A 17,342-nucleotide genomic window follows, 5' to 3' on the forward strand; every position below is an offset into this window, starting at 1 on the left:
CCTGGCGCCTCGACACCCTGGAGTAGAGATGATCGTTGTGACCGCCCCTACAAGCGATATCGGCCGTCGCGTCATCCGCAACCTTCTCCAGTCGGGCACGCCGCTCCGGGTAATCGCCCGCGACCCATCACGTCTCACCGAAGAAACGCGCGACAGTGCTGAGATCGTGCAAGGTTCACACGGCGACACCGCCGCCGTAAACCGGGCCTTTGATGGCGCTGACGCGGTCTTCTGGCTCGCGCCCGCCGACCCCAAGGCAGCTTCCGTCATCGCGGCCTATGTCGATTTCACCCGTCCTGCAGCGGCGGCCCTGAAGGCGCAGGGCATCAAGCGCGTCGTGTCGATCACCGCGCTCGGGAGGGGGTCGCCTCTTGCCGACAAGGCAGGCTACGTGACCGGATCGCTTGCCATGGACGACTTGATTGCCGCCACAGGGGTCGCTTGCCGCAGTCTGGCCTGCCCGTCCTTCATGGACAACATCGCCCGGCAAGCGACCGCGATCACAAAAATGGGCAAGTTTTTCCTGCCAATCTCTGGGGACCTCAGGCTTCCGAGCGTTGCGACGAGCGACATCGCGACAGTTGCGGCGCGCTGGCTGCTGGACAACAGTTGGTCAGGCCAGAGCGAGGTGGCGGTTCTCGGGCCCGAGGATATCTCGTTCAACGACATGAGCGCGATCATATCTGATGTTCTCGGCAAGGCCGTCACCTATCAGCAGATCGGCTTTGACGCCTACAAGGCGCGCTTTGTGGAGATCGGCCTGTCCGACGCCATGGCGCAAGGCATGACAGACATGGCCCGGGCCAAGGATCAGGGCCTTGATCTGGCAGTGTCGAGAAACCCGGAAAACACGACGCCGACCGACTTCCGAACGTGGTGCGAGGATGCGTTTGCAGCCACGACCCTCGGCGGGCGTGGCAGATAGAACAGCAACAGGAGGTATCAGACCATGGATTTGACGGATCGCACCATTCTCATCACCGGCGGGACCAGCGGCATTGGGCGCGGACTGGCCGAAGCGTTCCACCGGCGCGGCAACCAGGTTATCATCTCGGGTCGGCGCCAGGCGCTTATCGATGAGGTCACCGCAGCGCATCCGGGGATGCAGGGCCTCCAGGTCGACTTGAACAACCCGAGTTCGATTGCGCGCCTGGTAAAAGACGTTCAATCCCGTTTTCCCGACCTCGACGTCCTCGTGAACAATGCCGGCATTTCACGCACTGAGGCCTGGGATCGCGATATGATCGACATCGATACCTCGTTGTCCATCATCGAAACCAATCTCGTCGCCGTCTTGCGGCTGACGTCGGCCCTTTTGCCGACGCTTGTCGGGCAGTCGCGCGCAACCATCATCACCACGACATCCGGTCTCGGCTTCGTACCACGATCCAGCTACCCAACCTATTGTGCGAGCAAGGCGTTCCTTCATTCCTGGTTGCAATCGCTGCGCCATCAGTTGCGCCACAAACCGGTTGAGGTCATCGAACTTGCGCCGCCCTATGTTCAGACGCACCTTGGCGGCCCGCAGCAGGCGATGGATCCGGCCGCAATGGTGCTCGGCGACTACATCGGCGAAGTTCTCACGCTTCTTGCAGACCCCACACCCGCCGATGGCGAAATCCTGGTGGAACGGGTCAGGGGTTTGCGCTTGGCCGAACGGCTCGGCACCTATCGCGAAATCTACGCCGACCTCAACCCGGGGTAGCGGGTCGACCGGTCGCGACAAGTGCCTGTAACAGGCAAAGCGGTCGGTCCGACGGCACGGAAATCCTTGCCGGTGGCTGGCGAAGGCCGAACAGCCGTTCGCCGTCCCGATCCGGGGCGGTAGCGCCGCGACGGCCGGCGCGATCACCTGAAGCGGCTGCGTCAGGAGTTCGGTACGAGGTTGACGGCGTCAGGGACGAAAAGGTGGGCGTTGCCCCTGAAGAGGAGCGGGTTTGATGGGTTGGGATGGCGGTGGGGCGCCTCCCGCTAGAAGTAGACCGCTTGCCGGAGATCCGGGACGGTGACGCCCTGCACTTTTGCCTGCGCGCGGCTGTGAGGGGAGCGACGAAACCACTCTCGGCCATTCTCCGCGCGTAGACGGCACCGATTTGCTCCTTCACGCTGCTGCCGGGCGTCGTCAAAACGAGCGTGGCACACGACCTGGCGTCATCGAAATCGGGGCGCTGGTACGGGCCTGCTTGGAAAGCTTGTCGCGACGGGTCGGAGACGCCGCTGATGATCCTCGGGCCCCAACTGCGGGCGGTGAAGCTTCCGGTTGCGATGATGATGAAGACGCTGGCAGCCAAGAACACCGTTGCTACTCCGGCGCTGGCAATCACGCCAGTATCGCGGCGCCGTCCCCGGATGAAGATCTCGGCAACGATGAGTTTGGGGGCATAGAAAAAGAACATCATGACTGTATCGAACCAGCCGGTAAAACCGGGCCCCATTCCGACGCCGCCGCTGACCAGGACCCCGCCGGCATATTCCATCCTGCAAAGCGAGGAGCCGCCGGCCAGCGCAAACAGCCTGACGGTCCAAGCACGATGTTGATCGTATCGATCAGACCGGGCGTGAGCGTATGACATGACCGCACAAAGCAGTATCAACACACCGTAGGTGCCAAACCCGGCATCCATGAGAGGGCCGCCGGTCATGCCCCTTCCCCAAAATAGCCGGCCCCGGCCAGCCCAGCCATGCCGGCCGGACCGACGTAGAGGCGGCCCGGCCAGCGATGAAGGGCGGGAGCATTTTGACGCACGCGTCCGCTCAACTGGACAGGTCCGAGCAGCAGGAGTGTGGCTCCAGCCATGAAGTGCGCACCAATGGCTGTCGTAGAGATCAGGGCACCCCGATCAACAGACCGGGCAGGGCCTCGTTCCAGCGCTCACCGTTTCCCCCGAAGGGCAAGCCGCCGAAAAATGCGATGACGTAGGTGGCGAAGAGGGCGCCGCTGATCCAGGTTGCAATGACGAGCAGCCCGGTACTCCAGCCGCATTATAACACCTGGGTAGCCGACGCCCGGCGCGGCGCGTCGCCGACCAACGGCGGAGGAACGGCCGACTATGGCGCGTGTATCGCCTTGCTCCTGCATGACGGATACTCTTTCGTCTGCAGGCCGGTTGGTCGACGCGGCTCTTCGGGCTTCATTGCGCGCGCTGAAGCACCATGGTCCGACCAAACAGGGCGGTGCCCATGTAGGCGCGAAGTTCCAGCCTCCCGCCCACCAGCGTTGCCTGAGCGGAATGGGTCCGACCGGTCGCCCCGCTATAGAAGTTTCCGCCTTCCCAACGACCGTCAGCGTCATCCCACTTGAGATCGGTGACTAAAACTGCGCGCTCCAGGGTCCGGCCTCTGAGGCTCGGATCCGGATTGAGGGTGTCCTTCTTGAACGTCTTGCCGTCGGCCTCGACGAGAAGCTTGCCGTAAAGGACCCGGGCCGCGTAGGTTTCGCCGGCGTCAAACATCTCCAGTTTCAGGTTGCCATCCTCGGATTCCCATATGCCGACGATCTGATCCGGCGAAGAGGCCTGCGCAAAAGCCTCCCCGACCGCAAGGGCTGTCATTGCGGCGGTGAGCGTTGCGGCCAGCAACCGCCCGGTGACTGAATTTGCCATTCCACGTTTCCTTGTGTCGCTTCAGGTCGACCCCTCGAGATCCGAGGCGCTCTGCCTGAAAATACTATGGATGCCAATGATCCTGCGGCGCTTGCCAACAGGAGCCGGTCTGGAACCGGTCGGACAGCTGCCGAACATTGCGGCTGTGACGTTAACTGTCTGCGAGCCGGCGTCGAATGCCCAGAAGCTCGAATTTCCTGCCTGATCCTGCGGCGGGCAGATGGGGATGGATCGAACAGTCGCGCGGCAGTCGGTGAGCAGCCGTGGGTTCACCTTGAGGCGCCTCGATTACCGGATCGTCACGCCCGTGGGCGCGACAATGCAAACGACGTCGGCAGCGCTTTGCAGCCTTCGACGGCCCGGTCGCAGGGAAGTGGACGTTCCAAGAATGAAACTCCGCGTCATAGCGCAGTGTTCGGCCCTGCCCTCCGTCCACGCGTCAACAGCATGCCAGGACTTGCAGGCCGCCATCGATGCACCTGGAACCCTGACACCGGCGCCTTGGGTCAACGTGACCACAACGCGTGCTTCTCCCCGCACGGGCATGCCCGTGCCACGCTGGCAGACCGTCCGCACTATGGTCGGCATACCCGAGCACGGCGCAGCACCGCAACCTGCAGCTGACCGGCGGCCGCAGAAGACGTCTTGGTGTCGATCCACCGCGGTCGCAGGCTCCACCGTCGCCCGCACTCAATCCCGTTCTGCCGGGCCCACAGGGTGTCTGGCATCGCGCCTTTGTGTCCGGCATCTTCATACAAATGCGATCCAGCGCCCCGTGAACACCGCGCCAGCCCAGAGCGCAAGAGACAGACCAGCGGCGAGGCGAGCGCCGCGCCTTCCAATCTGATGCCTCACATCGGCCAAACCCGTACCCAGTCGCAGGATCAGCGCGTTCGCCCCGGCGATCAATAGGATTGCCATCTTGGTCAAAAAGGCGGGATTGACCGCATAGGTCCCGATCCGGACCGAAGCGAGAAACAATCCCGTGGTCGCAGCGACCAAGAAACCTGCCAGTGCCACGCGGACAAGGTCCGCAAGCGCCTCGTCCAGCTTGCCGCCTAAAAACCCCAGAATGCGAAGATCGACCGTGGCGATGGGGCCGACGAGCAGTGCGATACCCAAGATGTGCAGCGCCGAGATCGCCGGATAGAGCCCCGGAATCGTCACGATCAGTCGAACGAGAGAGAACGCCTCGATCCATTGGAACACGGCGCTCAGTTGCATCCATCCACTCCACGGGCCCAATCACCAGCGTAAGAAACAACCTCGCCGTCCGGCAACCGCAACCAGGTGCTGCGCAACTGGTGGGGAGACAGGCAGTTTTGAAGGGCAACGATGGTCACCTGATCGCCGATGCGCAATTTGTCAGCGAGCTCGTAGAACAGACGCACTGGAGAAAGCTCGACGTTGCGTTCTACGCCGACATCCTCGGCGCGGGTTCTGAGTGGCCCGAAATACTCCTCCGGCCTGCCGAGACCCGCGGCGGGAAGTTCTTCGGCCTCTCCTTTGATCGTGAAGACGGGATGCGGCGGACTGAACGTGGCCGCAGTGATCGTTCCATGCAAGATGATCGGCGCAGAGGCGTCATATCTGCCCGTGACGCCATGATGTGCAGATACGATTTGCGTAAGCGCGAGGAAGCCAATGACGGATCCAACTGCCCTTCGTCCAATTCGTTGGCGCATGGATGTGCCCTTTCTGCGTTGCGGCTGCGGCCGAAATTTCGCCGTTGATACTACAGCGCCTGTCGGGCTCTCCCATGCGCGATCTTCCGGGATATCCTCGCAATCGTCCGAAAGCACCGTGCTTCGCACTACACAGCCCCTGCCGGCCGCTTCGTCTTCGAACAGGCGGTGACCGCCCCTGAAAGCGACGACGACACGTACGCCTTTCAGGCTCGGAAGGATCCGCCCGTTGTCCAAGGACGCGTCGTCGTCCGCAGCAACAGGCAGATTTCTTGATGGTTCGGGCATGTTGGTGACTGGACACTCCATCTAGCTTGAAGGTGGCGTTCAAGCCAGGAGTGCCTCCAACATGACAGAGACCAGTGGGGGGCTGCCGTATCGGCAAGTTGCTTCACCGATCGCGATCCGATGGGCGAATCGGCGCTGCTATCGAGGCAGCGGCGGGCGCGCCAGGAGGATGTCGCAGGTCCGGCCGCTGTCCAGAATGCGCGGCAGCGCGCCTGGAAGGGACGACAGGACTGCTTCTGGGTCTGGCTCCATCCAGTACCGGCGGAGATCGCAAGGCGATGCCCCCATCCCGGCGGACCAGCAGTTCAGCAACGTAAGGAACGACAATGGCAAACAAGTTGATCACCGACACACCGCCGCCCGTGCACTCTCACGAGCGACATGTCGCGGCGCGTTGGCGGTGCGGGTCCCAGCAGTGGCGGACCAGGGCGCATTGAAGGTGCACAAAGCCTTCGTCCGTCCGGGCGCACCAGCGGTCAGTCGAGAGGCATGAGGGTGGATCCGCTCGCAAGCCTCATCGACTGGATCGCGGCATATGGCGTATTCGGGCTATTGGCGATTGGATTGGCGGAGCGCTTCGTTCCCGGCCTGCCGTCCCACGCGGTCCTCGTTGCCATCGGTATTGCTGCTGTTGACGGCGCCTGGTCCGTGCCTGTCGCCATCATCGTGACGACAGCTGGGAGCTTCTGCGGCGGGCTTGCCCTTTACCTGCTCGTTCGCATGTGGGGGGAGAGGAGGTCCGTTCGGTTGCTGTATCGGCTTGGCCGGTTGCTGGGCCTGTCATCCGCACGTATCGACAAGACCTTCACGTCCTTCCGGGAGCGGGAGCGCACTTTGATCTTTGCCTCGCAATTGATACCGACGGTGCGCCTGATCGCGCCTGCAATCGCGGCACTCATCCGTGCGGACGTGGGATGGTTTGCCGGTGGGACAGTGCTGGGTATCATGGGATGGAACGGCCTGTGTATCGGGGCTGGCTACTACGCCGTCACGATAGCGCCTGGCATGTCCGCGTCGGGCTTGGCGATCAAGATGCTTGTCCTCCTGATCGTCGTCGAGACGCTGCTGGCCCTGGCATGGCGTATTGTGGCGCACTGCCGGTCGCGAGCGGCCACGCCGGGGCGCCGCTCATGACATGCAGAGCAGCCGAGGCCTCTCAATCGCCACGTCCCGGCTTTGGAGACGGCCGGGAACAGAGACGCATGATTTCTGATTTACCAGCCGCTGCGTACGAGAAGGGTGAGATTGCCAAGGCAGGACTGCTCTCCTCGTGCTGAACCGCATTCGCGTCGTTTTGCACGTCGTCAAAAGTGCAGCCTTGCGAGCCTAAAGCCTGCTTCCAGCTCTTTGAATGATGTTTCCGGTTTGGGATGCTGGATTATTCTCGTCCTCAAGCTCCAGGTCGAAGAAATTGCATGCCTTAGGCGCGATATTGAGGGACGCGTCGAACGACCGTCCCTGGATGATGTCAATCTCCTGCACTTTGCGTCGTGACGGCAAGAGGCTGATGCCGAAGGCCGACGACAATCGCCATCGATTCCCGCCTGCATAGATGAAACCGTGGTTCGTCAGATGGTCGTGGGAGTTGGACACGAGGATGGTGAAGACGATCCGCCGCCGGAGTTCATGCAGATCGTCCAGAGCCTCAACGGCTCGCCGCGGGTTCAGCCAGCTTGCCTTAACCGCCATATCTGACGACCATTGAGAATTTACGGGTCAAGTATGACGGTCAGCAAGTGATCGAGCAATTGCAACTGCCGGGCGTGGAGATATGCTATGCTGGTTCTCGACAAGGAGGGCGGCGTCGCATTGCCGACAAGGCAGCACCAAGGCCGTATCATCCCAAACAAGCGACTATCGCCTGTCACGCTGCGCTAACCCGCGCCTTGCCGTGTTGCGCGGCATATTGTCGGGGGGATTGACCCATGACGCGCTTGAAGGCGGTGCTGAATGCGGCGTCGGAATCGTACCCAAGCGACAAGGCAATGGCCGATATCGGCTCACGTTTCGCAGTGAGCCGATCGCATGCCAATAGCATCCGCCAACGAAGCAGGTAGTTGATCGGTGACAGCCCGGTGACGTTCTTGAAGCGGAGGGCGAACTTGGAACGTGACATCCCGGCTGTTTCGGCAAGCAACGGCAACGTCCAGCGCGCGCCGGGCTCGGCGTGCATGGAAATGACAGCCGGTGCGATGCGAGGATCTCCCAGCGCAAACAACCAGCCGGAGGCGTTACCGATCCCCTGAGCGACGTAGAGCCGCAGCGTTTCTACAAGAAGAAGTTGGGCCAGGTTATGCACAACCAGGGTGCTGCCCGGCCGTCTTGCCATCAGTTCGCAACGCATGCGGTCCAACGCCCACCGCAGTCCTTCCTTGTCGCGCTGCTCCCGCAGGCGCAAAATCGGCGGCATGGCGCCCAGAAGCATTTCCGTGTGCTCCCCGCAAAACGCGAAATGGCCGCCGAGAACCAGTGTATCACCGCCGCCATGAACCGTCGCAATGCCGCCGCGCCAGTCCGAATCCGCAACATCGCTGATGTGGATCAGCTGGAAATCTAGGTCCTTTGCGAGCCTGAAACGTCGCCCGTTGGGCAACAGCACGCAATCGTCAGCTTCCAGCAGGATCGGCTGTGAATGTCCGTCGACCGCAAGCCAGCACCGTCCGGAGACGACTGCAAAGCATTTAATGCCATCGTGCATCTCGTACTGGATCGACCACTCGCCTCCGAAATCGTAGCCGCCGGCGACGCAAGTGCGTGGCTTCAAAACGGTCAGAACATCGGAAAGAGGATCGGTATGCATCGGGGATAATCGCGAACAACTTAGGGACGAACGACCATAGATCGTCCCCGTCGGAAACGCTATCGACGTCATTGCCAGGCTCTGACAACGGAAATGAGGTTCGAGAATGTTTAAGATTGCGATCACGTTCAAGCGGAAGCAGGGGTTGAGTGTCGAAGCGTTCCGGGCCTATCGGCGCGACGTCCACGCTCCTCTCCTGTTGTCTATCCCCGAGGCAAAGCTGATCAGACGCTTTGTGGTTTCGCTGCCCGTCCAGGCGCCGCATTGGCCCGAACCCAGCTTTGATGCGCTTGTCGAGGGATGGTTCGACAGCATGGAAGGTATCGACGCTCTCTATCTGTCGGAAAACTTTCAAACGAAGGTAGATCCCGACCATATCAATTTCATCGATCTGCGCACCGTGCAGCGCATGATCTGCGAAGAGCACGTCGTGTCAGGCAGTTGATCCCTCGCCTGCAGCTCTAAAGAGAGCAAGAAGATGCGCTGCCGCCCTGTGGTCGAAGATTGTCGTTTGCGCAGTGTCGATCATTCGTGGGCGATAAAGGCGGAAGCTACACTCCGACTGTGGGGATTGTAGAGACTGAGCCCAGGCAGGTTCGGTCGAAAGACCTTGTCGAAGGCAGCCGACCCGTGCGGTCGGTTGCCTTGCTTTGTACGAGGCGCTTGGTGATTGCAAAGAAGCGCTTATCAGTCCGGGCCGGATTTGGCGCCTTATCCTCCCAGTGCTCCTGGGCTACCGTTGCTCGAATTCGTTCCGGCGGCCGCCCATCCACCGGTCAGCATCTGCAATGGTGAGGAGTAAGCATGTCGGATCCGCACGAGACACGATTTCCCGAGATCACCCGCAGGCAAGTGTTGGAAACCGGTACCATCATGACCGTCTCAGGCATGATGCTGCCGACATCGGGGCATTCCGGCCCCGCGGATTTGCCGCCCTCGCCACAAAACGGCGTGTCGCTTCGGGTTAGCTTCATCGTCAACGGACTTCACACGACGATGGAGATTGACGTCCGCGCTTCGCTGCTGGACATGCTACGGGAGCGGTTATCTCTGGTTGGCGCCAAGAAGGGGTGCGACCACGGCCAATGCGGCGCCTGCACGGTGCATGTCGGCGGCCGCCGGGTGGCTTCCTGCCTGACGCTTGCAGCCAAGGTCGACGGGCAAGACGTCACTACGATCGAGGGAATAGCCGGAGTGGATGCTCTCCATCCCATGCAGCAGGCATTCATCGATCACGACGCCTTGCAATGCGGCTACTGCACCCCCGGCCAGATCATGGCGGCGATTGCCTGTGTCAGAGAAGGTCATGCCGCGACGCCTGATCAAATCAGGGAGTACATGAGCGGAAACATCTGTCGGTGCGGCGCCTATGTCGGCATCGTTGCAGCTGTCGTGCAGGCTGCTCCTCATATCGAGCGGAGTTGAGAGATGAAGGCGTTCTCCTACGACCGCGCCAGAACGGCGCAGGAAGCTATCGCGGCATTTGTCGCAGCCGGTGAGGGCGCACGCTACATCGCCGGTGGCACCAATCTATACGACCTGATGAAGCTTGGAATCGAGCGACCGGCTCACCTGATCGATATTGCCTCTCTTGAGGGGGCCGACCGCGTCGATACCTCCGGCGACCGGCTCTTTTTCGGAGGTGGAGCGCTGATGGCAGATATTGCGGAGGACCCCATCTTGCTGCGTGACTACCCTGTGCTGGCGCAAAGCCTCGCGAAAGCGGCCTCCCAGCAGCTTCGCAACATGGCGACCGTCGGCGGCAATCTCTTGCAGCGAACGCGCTGTCCCTACTTCAGGAACGGGGCAAACGGGTGGTACCCATGCAACAAGCGGGAACCTGGCTCCGGGTGCGCCGCAATCGGCGGTCTTGACCGGTCGCAGGCTGTGCTTGGCGCGAGTGACGCTTGTACCGCCGTATCGCCCGGCGACTGGCCCGTGGCACTGACGGCCATGGATGCAACGATCGAGGTCCTGAGCATCGGCGGACCGCGCGTGGTGCCCGTTTCCGAACTCTACTTGCCGCCCGGCGACACGCCGCATCTGGAATTCGCGCTCCGGCCTGGGGAAATCGTTACCGGTATCGCGGTTCCTAAGACCGCCGCCGGCCGCAACTCAACCTATCTGAAGGTGCGCGACCGGGAGTCCTTTGCCTTTGCACTCGCCTCTGCCGCCGTGGCGCTGGACATGGATGGCGATCGCGTGCGCCAGGCGCATATTGCCTTGGGAGGGGTGGCTACGCGACCCTGGCGGGCTGGCGAGACCGAGGCAATCGTGCAGGGGCATCCCCTGACACGGGAACGGGCCCTGAAGGCAGCCCAGGCCGCCTTTACCGGTGCCCGCGCGGGACAGCACAACACTTTCAAGATCGAGCTCGGCGTGCGGACGCTTGCCGTTGCCATTTTGAATGCCGGGAGAGAGAGCCGATGATGGAGAAACGAACCGCTGAGCAACCGAGATTCGACGCCCGTGAAAAAGTGCTCGGGCGTGCGCTGTACGCTGCCGATCAGCCATTTGCCGGACTGCTGCATGCGATGACCGTGCCGGCGGTGATCGCCAAGGGGAAAATCCTGTCCATTGATACTGTCGCGGCCCGCCGTGTCGCTGGCCTCGTCCGCATCTTCACGCATCGGGACTTTTCGCAGATCAAGACGACACCTGCCGCCCGCGGCGCCTATGGTCAGCCTGGAAAAGGCTATCAGCCGATGACGTCACCCTGGATCCAGCACCGGGGCGAGCCGGTTGCGCTGGTGGTTGCCGAAACCCTGGAAGCTGCAATCGAAGCCGCAGAAGCCGTGAGCGTGCACTGCGCCGAGGAGCCGTTTGCCGCGCGGATGGAAGACGGAGGCGCCAGCCCTGAGCCGGAGGCTGTCGGCCAACACGTTTCCGGTGATGCCGAGGCCGCCTTCGCCGATGCCGATCATGTCATCGATGTGGATTACTGGCATCCTCAGCAGCATCACAATCCCATCGAATTGATCTCGACCACCGCCGTGTTCGAGGACAGTCTTTTGAAGATCTACGAGGGGACGCAGGCGGCGGCTGCCTTCGCCGGGGGGCTTGCGGGCATGATGGGACTGGAGCCACAGATGCTTCGCGGCATCAGCCCCTATACGGGCGGCGGATTTGGCCAGAAGAACGGCGTACAGGAACAGAGCGTGCTGGTGGCAAGTGCGGCCTTGGCGCTTGGCCGGCCGGTCAAGCTCGTCATGCCGCGGGGCCAGTTGTTCCACACGGCGTCCTATCGCCCGCGAAGCAGGCACCGTGTGCGCCTTGCGGCAGACCACAGCGGCAACTTGCTGGCCGGCCTCTACGATACGGTGCAGCAGCACAGCCGATACGATGGTTTCGGCTGCGAGCACGGCGTCAATCCGCCGCGCATGTACAACTACCAGACGTGGTCGGGAAGCGACCGGATCGTTCGGGTCGATAGCCAGACGCCGGGGCACCAGCGGGCGCCGCACGAGCAAGCGTCGAGCCATGCCACGGAATGCGCCATCGATGAACTGGCACAGGCGATCGGCATGGATCCCGTCGCGCTTCGGCTGGCCAACGACACCCAGCGGGATCCACTGACCGGCAAACCTTTTTCCTCCCGCCATCTCGCAGAGTGTCTGCGACGCGGCGCCGACCTGTTCGGCTGGGACCGGCGTGTGGCGCAGCCCGGCGCTCTGAAGGCCGAAAACGGCAACCTTGTCGGATTGGGTGTCGCCTGTGGCAACTACAAGGCGTCGATGTCACCCTCTGTCACCACACTTCGCCTTTCGGCGAACGGAAGGTGCCAGATCGCGACATCCGGCCATGAGATGGGACAGGGGATACGCAGCGTCATCGCCGAGGAACTGATCGACGTCCTTGGCGTGGATCCCGACAGGCTCGACATCAGGATCGGCGATACCGGGCACGCGCCCCAGCATCTGACTGCTGGCTCATGGGGTGCAGGCAGTGCGGCCCCGGCCGCCAGGGCTGCCGCCCTGAGGTTGCGTGAGGAGCTTGGGCGGCTGACGGGGGCAGCGCTGTCGCAAGAGCCCGTTCATGTCCAGCTGGCGCGGACGCGACGCCCGTTTCTTGAAGTCCTGGTGGAGACCGTGCCCCTGGGGCAGGACCAACGGGCGATCGACCGGTTGCGCAGGGGCATGCCGGCGACCTCCGGCCCTGAATATCCTCAGTTCCTCGCCTTCAGCTGGATCGCGCATTTTGCCCAGGTCCATGTGGAAACGACGACCGGGCGCGTCCGTGTCAAGCGGGTTGTCACCGTCGCCGACTGCGGGCGCGTCCTGAACCGTCGCACGGCGGAAAGTCAGGTCCGGGGTGGGGTGGTCTGGGGCATCGGTGCTGCGCTTGGCGAGGCTGGCGAGACCGATCCGCGCTTTGGCGGCGTCCTCAACAATGACTTGGCCGAATACGTCGTTGCGGTGAACGCGGACATAGGCGCGATCGAGGTGGACTTCATAGAGAAGGCAGACACCAATCTCAACATCTCCGGTGTCAAGGGACTGGGCGAAGTCGCCATGGTCGGCGCCTCTGCCGCCATCGCCAACGCAGTCTACAACGCCACGGGTCGCAGAATCCGGCACTTGCCGATCCGGATCGAGGATCTGCTCTAGACATGCTTTCCAGAGTCACGCCGGCTGGCGAGCACCAGCATCACGTCGTGGCGCTGGCCTGCCAGTCGTAGCTCTTCACATAGCCGAGGAAGGCGCGCATGGCGGCGCTCGGGAGACGGCGACTGGGATAATACAGGAACCAGTGCGGCAGGTTGGCACCCCACTGAGGGAGAAGCTCCACCAACCGACCGTCGCGGATGTGCGGTTTGGCATAGTCGTCGAGCACATGGGCGATGCCGCGGCCGGCCAGGGCCGCCTGAAGCTCGTTATGCACTGCACTGACCGTCAGGCGACCCGCCGGCTTGACCTCCAGCTCCACGTCTTCATGGACAAATCGCCAGGTGACCAGGGTGCCGCCGGGAAACCTTCGCTTGATGCATTCGTGCCCCACCAGTTCATGTGGCGTTTGCGGCGCGCCGTGCCGCAAGAGGTAATCAGGCGAAGCGACGATCGCATATCTGAGCGATGTCCCCAACGGGACCGCAATCATGTCCTGAGCCAGTTGCTGGCCAAACCGCACACCCGCGTCGAAACCTTGCGCCACGATGTCGATCACTGCGGCATCGCTGATGATCTCGATCTTCACGTCGCAATAGGTTTCCATGAAACCGAACACGAGCGGACACAGCAAGTGATCGACGGCTGGAGCCGGCGCGTTGATCCGTATCGTCCCCGACGGACTGTCTCTCAGGTCGTCGACCTCGCGGATGGCAAGCTGGATGTCGTCCAATGCCGGGGAGAGCCGATCCAGTAGGCGTTGTCCTGCCTCCGTCGGCGAGACGCTGCGCGTCGACCGGTTGAGGAGCCGGATGCCGAGGGCATCCTCCAGGGCATTGATCGTCTGGCTCAAGGCCGACGACGAAACTCCACGTTCCAGGGCTGCGGCGCGGAACCCGCCGCAGCGGACTATGGCGGCGAAGACATCGAAGCTGTCGAGACGTATGGGGTTCATTGTGAAGCTGACCTTATCAAGCTGAGCACAATTACATGCCTTATCAGCACGACCCTCGCATGTCATCTTGCATTCGTCGTCAATCGGCGCCCTCCGGTCGTCCGATACCGGTGGCATCTGCGTCAATGCGGCGGGTGTGGCGAGCTGACGAGTCCGATCACAAAGGAGTACCCATGAACGCGTTCACCTTGAAAAGACGCGCAATCATGCTGTCGGCTGTCGCCGGCGCATCGAGCCTGCTGGTGACCGGCAGCAGCGACGGCGCCCATGCGCAGGCGACACCAACAACGACGGGCGGGAATGCCGGGCACTACCGATTGCGTATCGGCGAGATCAGCGCGACCGTCTTGAGTGATGGTGTGATCGGCGGCCCACCCCGGGTCTATGCCAGCGATGCCCCTGAAGCGGAACTTCAGGACGTGCTAAGGCAGGCATTCCTTCCCAGCGACCATCTGACGCTAAACTTGAACACCCTTCTGATCGAAACCGGTGGTCGTCGAATTCTCATCGAGGCCGGCGCCGGCGCAACCATGGGGCCGAACGGCGGCCGGATTTTCGACAATCTCGCGGCCATCGGGCTTGGTGCAGCCGACATCGACACGATCGTGATCTCGCACACCCATCCAGACCATGTCGGCAACCTCAGGACGGCGGATGGTGGCAAGGCGTTCCCGCGCGCGACCGTATTCGTGCCGAGAGCGGATTTCGACTTCTTCGTTGGCACGGATCCGGATCTCTCCTACATGCCGGTCCCGGCGGAGTTCCGATTGCGCTTTGCTGCCGCCATCAAGAGCAGCCTCGAGCCGGTCATGAACGATATCGAACTCTATGACGCCGGCACCGAGATCGTCCCGGGCCTTGCGACGATTGTCGCCGCCGGTCACACCCCGGGCATGGCGACCTTCCTCGTCCATTCCGGAAACGATCAGCTGTTGCTGACGGCCGACCTCGCCTACCACCCGATCGTCAATGTCGACAATCCCTGGCGTCCGGGTCCCGATCGCGACAAGGACACCGCCCTTTCTTCCCGACGCCGCATTTTCGACCGGGCGGCGGCCGACCGCATTCCAGTCCTGGGCTTCCACTTTCCGTTTCCCGGCCTCGGCCGGATGCTGAAAACCGATGGCGGCTACGCCTGGGTCCCGGCCAACTGGCAGTTCTAATCCCCGACAATCAACGCGCAGGAACCTCCCATGGACCAGTCTAAGATCAACCGTCGCGGCTTTCTCGGAACAGCGGGAGCAGCCGTAACCGGCCTGGCCCTGGCCACGCACGCCCCTGCCACCGTCAAGGCGCAGGGCACCGATGCGCCTGTGCCCGCGGCAGGATCGAACCGGGAGGTGCTGACCCGCACCCTGCCCCGCACCGGTGAGAGGGTCACCGCCCTTGGCCTCGGCACGTTCCTGACGTTTGACCTGAAACCTGGCGACCGGCGCGACGATCTCCGGCAGGTCTTTGAGCGATACGTCGCCGCGGGCGGGCGTGTGGTCGATACCTCGCCACTCTATGGCTCGGCCGAAGTCAGTGTCGGCCAGTTCATGGGCGAGTTTGAGGGGGGCGGCGAGATGTTTCTTGCCAACAAGGTCTGGGCGACGGGAGAATACCTTGGCGACGAAAGCCACGCGGTTGAAAGCTTCCGGCAGTCGCGGCTGCGCACCTGGCGCGACACCATCAATCTCATGCAATGCCACAGCATCACCAATGCGCCGGTTGTCATTCCGCTGATGACGGCATGGAAGCAGGAAGGCCTGATCCGCCACGTCGGCGTGACCCATCACGAGTCGGCAGCGCAAGAGCAACTGACGGCAATCGTCGAACGCGGCGAGGTCGATTTCGTCCAGACAAACTACTCGATCTTCAATCGCGATGCGGAGCGGCGCTTGTTGCCGGCCGCGGCCGACAAGGGCGTGGGCGTGCTGATCAATCTGCCGCTTGAGAAAGCGCGTCTGATGAGGGTGGTGGAAGGGCATTCGCTTCCGGAGTTTGCGCGCGAGTTCGGCGCCGCGACCTGGGCCCAGTTCTTCCTGAAGTGGGTCATGGCGCATCCCGCCGTCACAAGCGTACTGTGCGGCACGTCGAACCCCGATCACATGAGCGACAATGTTCAGGCGATGGTCGGTCCGTTTCCTGATGAGCCCATGCGCCGGCGCATGGTGGCGCACATGCAAACGATCCCCGGTTTCAATGCGATTGCATCCATGCCGTGGTATCCGGGCAAGGAGGCAATGTATTCCGGCCTGATCAGGCAAGCGCAGGCAAACGCCGCAAACCGGTTGCAGTAGATTGCAACCTGTTGCCGCCGACCCCTCACTCTGGACAACCGGGAGATCAGCTTGCCCTCCACCCGACGCTCACTTCTGACCGCCTTCCTGTCGCTGCCTCTTGTCGATGCCGCCAAAATGCGGGCATTCGCGCAGGCGACGCCACAACTGGCACTGACCTGGGCGTGCGACGACGAAGACGATGACGCGCCCACCCTCGAGCGGGAGGCCGGCCCGTTCTACAAGCCGGACACTCCGCTGGACAGCGATCTCTACCCGGGGGCGCCCGGAGGCGAACGGATCACCGTCGCGGGGTTCGTCTTCGACAATCTCTGTCGGCCCCTGCCTGGCAGTCTCGTGGAGATCTGGCATGCCGACGAACACGGGGAATACGACCGGGACGGGTTTCGTCTGCGCGGGCATCAGTTCAGCGACGTGCAGGGGCGCTGGTGGTTCAACACCATCGTGCCGGCTCTTTATCCTGGCCGCACCCGCCATTTCCACTTCAAGGTTCAACGCCCCGGCGGACGCGTCCTCACGACGCAGCTGTTCTTTCCCGGCGAACCCGGCAATGCCGATGATTGGCTCTTTCACGACTCTCTGCTTCTCAGCGTCAATCGAGCTGGTGACGGACAATTTGGACGTTTCGACTTTGTCGTCTGACAGGGGCGCTGCAGCAGCGCCTGCGTCGCGCGAACCAGAACGGCCTGCACGCCGACAACGGGATCACCGCAGGCTCTGGCATCACCTTTTTGCATGTTTGCCGTTGCACCAACGGCACGCGCACGCCTGATCAGGGCTGCGCAAACACCCCCCTGATGCTCCCCGTGCGCCCTGGAACCTGACTTTCCTGCGCCGGAAAAACATGCCTATGCGAACGGTCTCGCCTGCAACACGTGGCGCAGGATTGGGGGTACTGCCGCATTGGCGTCCCTTCGCTGCAAAGGTCGCGGTGACCGAGATCCAATGCGTTTCGCTGACGGTCTGACACATCCTGATACACTTTCGGCGGCACCTGGCAAATCTCTGCGACAAACATCTTCTAGGTTGCAGATGTCCCAAAGAGGGGCTCGAAACACGAAGCCAAGGAACTAAGAATGCTGAAGATCCCTGTTGTCACAGCCGTCGCCGGAATGCTCCTTCTCGC

At 62.4% G+C, this 17,342-nt stretch carries 17 protein-coding genes; 11 read left to right on the forward strand and 6 right to left on the reverse strand.

Annotated features, from left to right (window positions below):
- The first annotated feature begins 28 nt into the window (after positions 1-28).
- From EO99_RS0114950 to EO99_RS27845, 3 genes are all read left to right on the forward strand, one after another.
- A complete protein-coding gene (locus EO99_RS0114950) occupies positions 29-925 on the forward strand; it encodes an NAD(P)H-binding protein (RefSeq protein ID WP_029619434.1) in 897 nt (298 codons plus the stop codon).
- Between the two features lie 24 nt (positions 926-949).
- Entirely contained in the window at positions 950-1,705 is a 756-nt protein-coding gene (locus EO99_RS0114955; RefSeq protein WP_029619435.1) for an SDR family oxidoreductase, read from the forward strand.
- A gap of 515 nt (positions 1,706-2,220) precedes the next feature.
- Positions 2,221-2,385, forward strand: coding sequence for a hypothetical protein (locus EO99_RS27845; RefSeq protein WP_162179313.1), 165 nt, complete (start codon positions 2,221-2,223; stop codon positions 2,383-2,385).
- Between the two features lie 746 nt (positions 2,386-3,131).
- On the opposite strand, the gene EO99_RS0114965 is transcribed toward EO99_RS27845, so the two are convergent.
- The 3 genes from EO99_RS0114965 to EO99_RS28220 all read right to left on the reverse strand — a co-directional run bounded on the left by EO99_RS0114965 (position 3,132) and on the right by EO99_RS28220 (position 5,575).
- Positions 3,132-3,602: a DUF2147 domain-containing protein gene (locus EO99_RS0114965; protein ID WP_029619436.1), complete on the reverse strand. Its 471-nt coding sequence runs from the start codon at positions 3,600-3,602 to the stop codon at positions 3,132-3,134.
- Between the two features lie 750 nt (positions 3,603-4,352).
- Complete coding sequence (locus tag EO99_RS0114970; protein WP_029619437.1) at positions 4,353-4,826, reverse strand: DUF6644 family protein; 474 nt, start codon at positions 4,824-4,826, stop codon at positions 4,353-4,355.
- Positions 4,817-5,575, reverse strand: a complete 759-nt coding sequence (locus EO99_RS28220) for a hypothetical protein (RefSeq protein ID WP_235776835.1) — start codon at positions 5,573-5,575, stop codon at positions 4,817-4,819. Before EO99_RS28220 ends, EO99_RS0114970 begins: the two co-directional genes overlap by 10 nt.
- A 489-nt stretch (positions 5,576-6,064) precedes the next feature.
- Here EO99_RS28220 and EO99_RS0114980 point away from each other — a divergent pair, with 489 nt between their 5' ends.
- Complete coding sequence (locus EO99_RS0114980) at positions 6,065-6,709, forward strand: DedA family protein (RefSeq protein WP_408002873.1); 645 nt, start codon at positions 6,065-6,067, stop codon at positions 6,707-6,709.
- 192 nt (positions 6,710-6,901) lie between these two features.
- On the opposite strand, the gene EO99_RS0114985 is transcribed toward EO99_RS0114980, so the two are convergent.
- Both EO99_RS0114985 and EO99_RS0114990 read right to left on the reverse strand, forming a co-directional pair.
- The gene (locus tag EO99_RS0114985) at positions 6,902-7,264 is read right to left on the reverse strand and encodes a HipA domain-containing protein (RefSeq protein ID WP_029619440.1); all 363 of its coding nucleotides are present in this window, start codon (positions 7,262-7,264) and stop codon (positions 6,902-6,904) included.
- Between the two features lie 175 nt (positions 7,265-7,439).
- Positions 7,440-8,375, reverse strand: a complete 936-nt coding sequence (locus tag EO99_RS0114990) for an AraC family transcriptional regulator (protein ID WP_029619441.1) — start codon at positions 8,373-8,375, stop codon at positions 7,440-7,442.
- 106 nt (positions 8,376-8,481) lie between these two features.
- On the opposite strand from EO99_RS0114990, the gene EO99_RS0114995 reads away from it, so the two are divergent.
- The 4 genes from EO99_RS0114995 to EO99_RS0115010 all read left to right on the forward strand — a co-directional run bounded on the left by EO99_RS0114995 (position 8,482) and on the right by EO99_RS0115010 (position 12,982).
- A complete protein-coding gene (locus EO99_RS0114995) occupies positions 8,482-8,820 on the forward strand; it encodes an EthD domain-containing protein (RefSeq protein WP_029619442.1) in 339 nt (112 codons plus the stop codon).
- Positions 8,821-9,179: 359 nt separating this feature from the next.
- Positions 9,180-9,800 carry a (2Fe-2S)-binding protein gene (locus EO99_RS0115000; RefSeq protein WP_029619443.1) on the forward strand — a complete coding sequence of 207 codons (621 nt, stop codon included), beginning with the start codon at positions 9,180-9,182 and terminating at the stop codon, positions 9,798-9,800.
- Between the two features lie 3 nt (positions 9,801-9,803).
- Positions 9,804-10,805 (forward strand): FAD binding domain-containing protein, encoded by a 1,002-nt coding sequence (locus EO99_RS0115005; protein WP_029619444.1) that lies wholly within the window; start codon positions 9,804-9,806, stop codon positions 10,803-10,805.
- Positions 10,802-12,982 carry a xanthine dehydrogenase family protein molybdopterin-binding subunit gene (locus tag EO99_RS0115010; RefSeq protein ID WP_029619445.1) on the forward strand — a complete coding sequence of 727 codons (2,181 nt, stop codon included), beginning with the start codon at positions 10,802-10,804 and terminating at the stop codon, positions 12,980-12,982. The genes EO99_RS0115005 and EO99_RS0115010 overlap by 4 nt, the downstream gene beginning before the upstream one ends.
- A gap of 40 nt (positions 12,983-13,022) precedes the next feature.
- On the opposite strand, the gene EO99_RS0115015 is transcribed toward EO99_RS0115010, so the two are convergent.
- Positions 13,023-13,934, reverse strand: coding sequence for a LysR family transcriptional regulator (locus EO99_RS0115015; RefSeq protein WP_029619446.1), 912 nt, complete (start codon positions 13,932-13,934; stop codon positions 13,023-13,025).
- A gap of 173 nt (positions 13,935-14,107) precedes the next feature.
- Here EO99_RS0115015 and EO99_RS0115020 point away from each other — a divergent pair, with 173 nt between their 5' ends.
- From EO99_RS0115020 to EO99_RS0115030, 3 genes are read left to right on the forward strand one after another with little or no spacing between them, the layout of a single operon-like run.
- On the forward strand, positions 14,108-15,097 hold the full coding sequence (locus EO99_RS0115020) for an MBL fold metallo-hydrolase (protein WP_029619447.1): 990 nt from the start codon (positions 14,108-14,110) through the stop codon (positions 15,095-15,097).
- A 30-nt stretch (positions 15,098-15,127) separates the two neighbouring features.
- Positions 15,128-16,216 carry an aldo/keto reductase gene (locus EO99_RS0115025; protein ID WP_029619448.1) on the forward strand — a complete coding sequence of 363 codons (1,089 nt, stop codon included), beginning with the start codon at positions 15,128-15,130 and terminating at the stop codon, positions 16,214-16,216.
- A 51-nt stretch (positions 16,217-16,267) separates the two neighbouring features.
- Positions 16,268-16,858, forward strand: a complete 591-nt coding sequence (locus EO99_RS0115030) for a dioxygenase family protein (RefSeq protein ID WP_029619449.1) — start codon at positions 16,268-16,270, stop codon at positions 16,856-16,858.
- The last annotated feature ends 484 nt before the right edge of the window (positions 16,859-17,342 follow it).

Origin of the sequence: Pseudorhizobium marinum (genome assembly GCF_000705355.1) — a bacterium.
GTDB lineage: Bacteria > Pseudomonadota > Alphaproteobacteria > Rhizobiales > Rhizobiaceae > Neorhizobium > Neorhizobium pelagicum.